Origin of the sequence: Mesorhizobium sp. M2A.F.Ca.ET.039.01.1.1, from assembly GCF_003998035.1 — a bacterium.
In the GTDB taxonomy this organism is placed as follows: domain Bacteria; phylum Pseudomonadota; class Alphaproteobacteria; order Rhizobiales; family Rhizobiaceae; genus Mesorhizobium.
In genome coordinates this window covers 1-5,502 of record NZ_RZRY01000431.1, presented here as the reverse complement: position 1 = coordinate 5,502, position 5,502 = coordinate 1, and the positions used below count along the sequence as shown (strand labels likewise).

General features: G+C 66.8%; 3 protein-coding genes. All 3 read right to left on the bottom strand.

Annotated features, from left to right (window positions below; genetic code table 11):
• The coding region (locus EOA24_RS25945; RefSeq protein ID WP_133374612.1) for a protein kinase at positions 1-1,608 on the bottom strand (1,608 nt) is incomplete at its 3' end.
• Positions 1,605-2,378 carry a PP2C family serine/threonine-protein phosphatase gene (locus EOA24_RS25940; RefSeq protein WP_127410204.1) on the bottom strand — a complete coding sequence of 258 codons (774 nt, stop codon included), beginning with the start codon at positions 2,376-2,378 and terminating at the stop codon, positions 1,605-1,607. The genes EOA24_RS25945 and EOA24_RS25940, both read right to left, overlap by 4 nt.
• 117 nt (positions 2,379-2,495) lie before the next feature.
• Positions 2,496-5,502: type VI secretion system membrane subunit TssM (gene tssM / locus EOA24_RS25935; protein WP_127410203.1), on the bottom strand; the 3,007-nt coding region annotated here is incomplete at its 5' end.

The window sequence follows — 5,502 nt, the reverse complement described above, 5'->3', positions numbered from 1 at the left end:
GTCTTTCACGCTGGGCTTGGCTGCCGGCGGATTTGCCTCTTGCGCCGGCTTGTTCTCAGCCGCCTGGCTCGGTTCCGGCGTCTTGATCGCCGGCTCGCTTGCCGGCCGCGTCGGTTTCTCGCCTTCGGCAGCCGTTGGCCCGGGAGCCGGCGCGGGCGACTGTTGCGCTGAGGGCTGCACCGGCCTGGTCTCGACCTGAGGCGTCTGGCTTTTGGCCTCGCTCTCCGGCTGCGTGGCTGGCTGCTCGACGGGCGTCCTGGCCTCCGCCTCAGGTTGGGCGGATGGCTTCGCCGTGTCAGGTTTCGGTGCTTCCGGCTGAGCCGCGGCCGGCGCCTGCGGCTGAGCTTTCGGCGTCTCCGCTTGCTGCGCCTCGGCCACTGGTTTGGCGGTCTCGATGGCCGGCTTCGGAGTCAGCGGCTTGGGTGTCTCCGCCACCGGCATGGGCGCCAGGACGCCACTGAAATAGAGGCCCGCCACCGCCAGGACGGCGATCGCCGCGGCGCCGCCGGCGATGACAGGCATGCGCGAAGGCTTTTTGGGCGCGGCCGGCGCGGGCGCGCTGGCCGGGGTGGCGGCCGGCGCGGGCCTTGGCTCCGACAGGTAGGCGGGGCGCACATGCTCGACGAAACGCGGCTCGCCGGAAGGTGGTGTCTGGGGCTTGGAGTCCGGCGGCGCCGTCCAGCCGGCGCGCGGCAGGCCCGAGCGTTCGCGCGCGCCGAACGACACCGGCGGCGGCAATGTCGGCTCGAGATCCTCACCGCGCGTTGCTCGGGCGATCTCAGCCATGCTCGCCGGCCGGTCGCGCGGATCCGGTTGCAGCATGGCTTCGATGAGTTCGCGGAAATCGGGATCGATATCCGACAGGTCCGGCACGGTCCGGCGTTTCTCGATGACCTCATATTGCGAGCCGCTCATGTCGAGCGGCTTGCCGCGCAGCGCCGCCGCCAGCACCAGGCCGAGGCTGTAGATATCCGATTGCTCGCTGACCTCGCCGCCATAGAGGCCGAGTTGTTCCGGCGAAACATAATTGTATTTTCCGGCGAATTTGCCGCCGATCAGCGTTTCGCCGCCGACGGTCGCCGAGCGCGCGATGCCGAAATCGATGATCTTGGCGCGCTCGACCCGGCCGCCGGGCAGGATGATGTTGTCAGGCGAGAGGTCGCGGTGCACCGCGCCGGCCTGATGCACGGCGCTCAAGCCAGAGGCGAGGCGGTGGCAAAGCCGGCGCACATCGTCGCTTGGCATCGGCCCGCGCCGCATCATGTCGAACAGCGATTGGCCGTCCACGAACTCCATCGCGAGATAGGGGCGGCCGATCCCCGGGTCGATGGTGAACACGTGGTAGCGCACCACCGCGTCATGCGAGAGATGGTTGAGGATCGACGCTTCCTTGCGGAACAGCGACAGGATCGTCTGGTCGCGCGCGAATTCGGGCAGCACGATCTTGATCGCCACATGATCGCCGGTCTGGATGTTGTGGCCGCGATAGACTTCGCCCATGCCGCCCGAGGCGATCCGCTCGTCGAGCTCGTAAATGCCGCTGAGCTGCGTGCCGACGCCGGCATAGGTCACGTTCGGCGAGATCCGGGTCTTGTCGTCGTCGCTCATCTGGCCAGGCCCTCCGCTGCGGACCGATCCGGATGGGGCGCGCCGTTGCCGCCGATCTTCACAAGTACGATGGTCACATTGTCGGTACCGCCGCGCGCCAGCACCGTATCCAGGAGGGCCTGGCATGCCGCCCGCGGCGTGGCGGATCTGGCCGCGGCCTCGATCTCGGCGTCGCTGACATGCGCCGTCAGCCCGTCGGTGCCGAGGACGAAAACGTCGCCCGGCATCAATTCGCCCTGCTGGAAATCGATCTCGAGCTCGTCGCTGACGCCGACCGCATGCGTGATCACGTTGCGTCGCGGCCAGGTGCGCGCCTCCTCCGCGCTGATCATGCCGCGGTCGAGCAGTTCCTGCACCTCGGTGTGATCCTTCGAGACCTGGAAGATCGAGCCGTTGCGCACGAGATAGATGCGGCTGTCGCCGGCCCACAGGCAGGCGAAGCGCCCATCCATGGCAAGCAGGGCGGCGAAAGTGGAGCCGATGGTGATGGCGCGCGATCGCGATATGCCCCGGATCTCGGCATTGGCGCGGCTGAGCCTGTCCTCGAAGCGGGCGCGAAGGTCCGGGGCCGAGCTCGCAATGCCGATCGTCGCCAGATGGTCGACGATACTGGCCGAGGCGACCTCGCCGGCCTCATGCCCGCCCATGCCGTCGGCCACCACCCAGAGCCCGGTCTGCGGCTCGATGAGGTAATTGTCCTCATTGTGGTCGCGCACGCAGCCCTTGTGGCTCACGCCGAAGCTGTCGATGGGAAGGGCGACAGTGCTCAATTTGCCACCAAGCGCTCAGCGAGCGTCCTCTGTGACCAGCCATGGGCCGCGTGCCCACGCCACTCTGCCACAAGCGGGTACATTAGAGTATCGAAATGAAGCCCCGATCTGGCCATCTCAAAACGCCTTCGGACAGCTGAAGCCTGACAAGGCTGGCAGGACGAGGGGGTTGGCCCCAGAGCCCGCCTGGATCGTGTAGGCGACATCGCGTCCACCGATCACGAAACGCGCCTCGGTGCTGGCGCCGTCGCCGGTGATGGTCGCCTTGTCGAACAGTCGCTTCAACGCCCACGGCCCCTCGAATTTGAGCGCGGACTCGCGTCCCGGCATTTCCGGTATGAGGCTGAGGCTCGCCGATCCGGACGCGGCGCCGCTCGGCCATGTCACGATGCTCGGTGCGTTGCCGGCCTGGGCGCTCTGCACTGTCTGCCCGTCCACGTTGAGCACCGCGCTGTCGGCTTCGCTGTTCAGCGAGGTGGGTGTGAAGGTGATCGACACCAACGGCGTCGACCCGCCCGACGGGAAGAAGGCGGCGCGGATTTCCGCCGCCGCCTGGAACGCCTTCAGGGCCGATTTCGCCAGATCCTTGCTGTAGCGCGCATTCTGCTTCCAGCTCCATTCCTGGCCGGTCATGTCGATCAGCGGCGCAAGGTTTTGCGCGAAGAAGCGGTCCATCAGGCCTCCAGGCGCAAACAGCTTGGCGAAATCCGCCATCGAGATGTCCTCGCTGCTGTCGCGGGCGAACGGATATCGGCCGTTGACAGCCTCCTCGCAAGGGCGCGTCACCGTCTGGTCGAGGGTCTGGTTGAGATTGGCGATCGAGGTCTCCGCGACATTGCCCTCGAATTCGTCCGCCGCCGCGTTGACCATGCGCGCCAGCGGCTTGGGAAGGCGCGAGACATTGGCGCGCAAGGTCGAGATCTGCAGCTGCAGATTGGCGTTGACGCGTTCGGTCTGTGTGGGGACATCGGCCGCGAGCTTCAGGCTCTGAAAAATGTCGTGGAAGTTCTGCGTAAGCGCATCCAACGGCCGGCGCCCGGGGTTGCCGCTGACCAAAGCCTGGAACGAGCGGAACTGCGCCTCGACGCTCGCGCCGGCGTTCTGCGCAACGGCCGAGCTTGCGCCCGCCCGGCTCTGCGACTTGCCGCCGGCGATCTGCAGGCCGATGCGGGCGAGGCCCTTGGCCATGCTCGCGGGATCCGGCTCAGCCGTCCCGGTGTCGCCCTCGCCGGCACTGTCGCCCTTGGTCAACGCGGTCTCATTGGCGATCGCCGTGAACAGCTGGTCGAGAGGCGAGTCCGGCGCGGCGAGGGCGGAAAGCGCGAGATATTGCGGCTTGTCCTTCAGCATCGCCTTGAGTTTCAGCTGGTCGAGCACGCCGTTCCAGGCGGCGGCGAATTCCTTGCCGTAGCGGTCAACGAGTTCGGGACCGAGCTTGGGCAGGTCCTGGTCGATACCGCCCTGTTCGCCGCCGCCGCCGAGCACCCACCGGTCGTCGACGAGCATCTGCGCGATGCGCGACAGCTGCGGCAGGAAAAAGCGATTGAACCCGGCGCGCGTGTAGAGGCCGGGAACCTTAAGGTCCGCAAGCTCGCTGCCGTCGATGCGTTCGAACAACAGCTGCGCTTCCGGACCGGCTTTCGCGGCGACGGAGAAATCCTGCAGCCTTGCGGCGTAGACTGCCGACTTGATCTGCGCCGAGGCGCGGTCGGCAAGACTCATACGTCCGAGCGAGCGCTGCGCGGCCTCGACCAGCGGCTGGTTGAGCGCGAAGGCTGGATCGTAGGCGTCGTCGAGCGCAAGCATGGCGCGCAGATGCTTTTCGAGCTGCGCGCGTCCCTCGCGGTTGTTCTCGCCCGGATAGCGGTTCTCCTCCCAGTCCTGCTTCATCCACGAGACGATCAGCTCGTCGTCGACCTTGGGCGCCTTGCCGCCCAGCATCAGGTAGATCTTGAGCGGCTCATAGAGCGCTATCGGATCGGCCATCCTGGCCTGGATCGTCCGCTCTGCCTGCACCAGCAGCCGCGAGCGGAAGCTTCGTTCAAGCGCTTGCCGATAGGCGGTCTTGGAGGCCGACAGCAGCCTCTCGCGCTGGCTGAGCCCGAACGTCTCCTCGATCGGCTTTCCCTGGTCGCCGTTTTCGAAGCCGGCCGGCAGGTTGCGCAACTGGTCGAGCGAGCCGATGACGTTTTCGAGGTCGACGTCGGTCACCGTCGTGCTCTTCAGCAGGCTGTCGGCGCTGTCGCGATAATGCGCCATAGCCTGCCTTGTGGAGGCGATCAGCTCTCTGTTGGCGAAGAAGCTGAGGCCCAGCACGCCGAGCGCCGCCAAGGCCGCCAGCGCGATCGCGGCAAGGCCGCCGAACCTGGCGAGCCGGATGCGGCGCTCGGCCGCCCTATCGAACGAGACCCAGCCCGATTCCGGGAAGATCACCTTGGCCAGCAGGTCGTGCAGGAAGAAGCTCTTGCCGGCGCCGGAAAGGTGCGCTTGCGAAGCGCTGCCGAAACTGCGGCCGATCGCGCCCAGCACCTGGTCGAAGGGCGTCCCTTCCTGCGTGCCCGACGAGAAATAGAGCCCGCGCAGGCTGACATTGACCTGGCTGCGCGATGTGTCGAACAGGCTGCCGATGAACTGCGTTATCCGGTTCTTCAGCGCGCCGAACTGCGCCGGGAAGCCGAACAGCGCGATCCGGGCCACTGGGTCTGCCTCTTCCTGCAGGCGGTCGGCGACCTCTTCTGCGAGCCGTTTCGCCAGCCCGTCGAATTCCGCCGGCGCTTCGCCAGCCATGTTCCTGGTGCGGTCGGCGGTCTGGAACGTCGCGCCCCACACCTTGCGCCGGCGCGCCTCGTCGAAATCGCCGAAGTAATCCATGAAGCCGGCGACGAGATCGGCCTTGGTGAAGAGCAGATAGACCGGGAACTGGATCTTGAGCGTCTCGTGCAATTCGCGCAGGCGGCTTCTGATCTCGGCGACATGCCCGTCGAGCTGCCGGTCGTCGAAGCCGATGAGATCCGAGAGGCTTATGGCGAGGATGACGCCGTTGATCGGTTGCCTGGTGCGCTGCTTCTTGAGCAATCCCAAGAACGCCAGCCAGCTTGCCTTGTCGCGCTCGCGGTCCGACTCC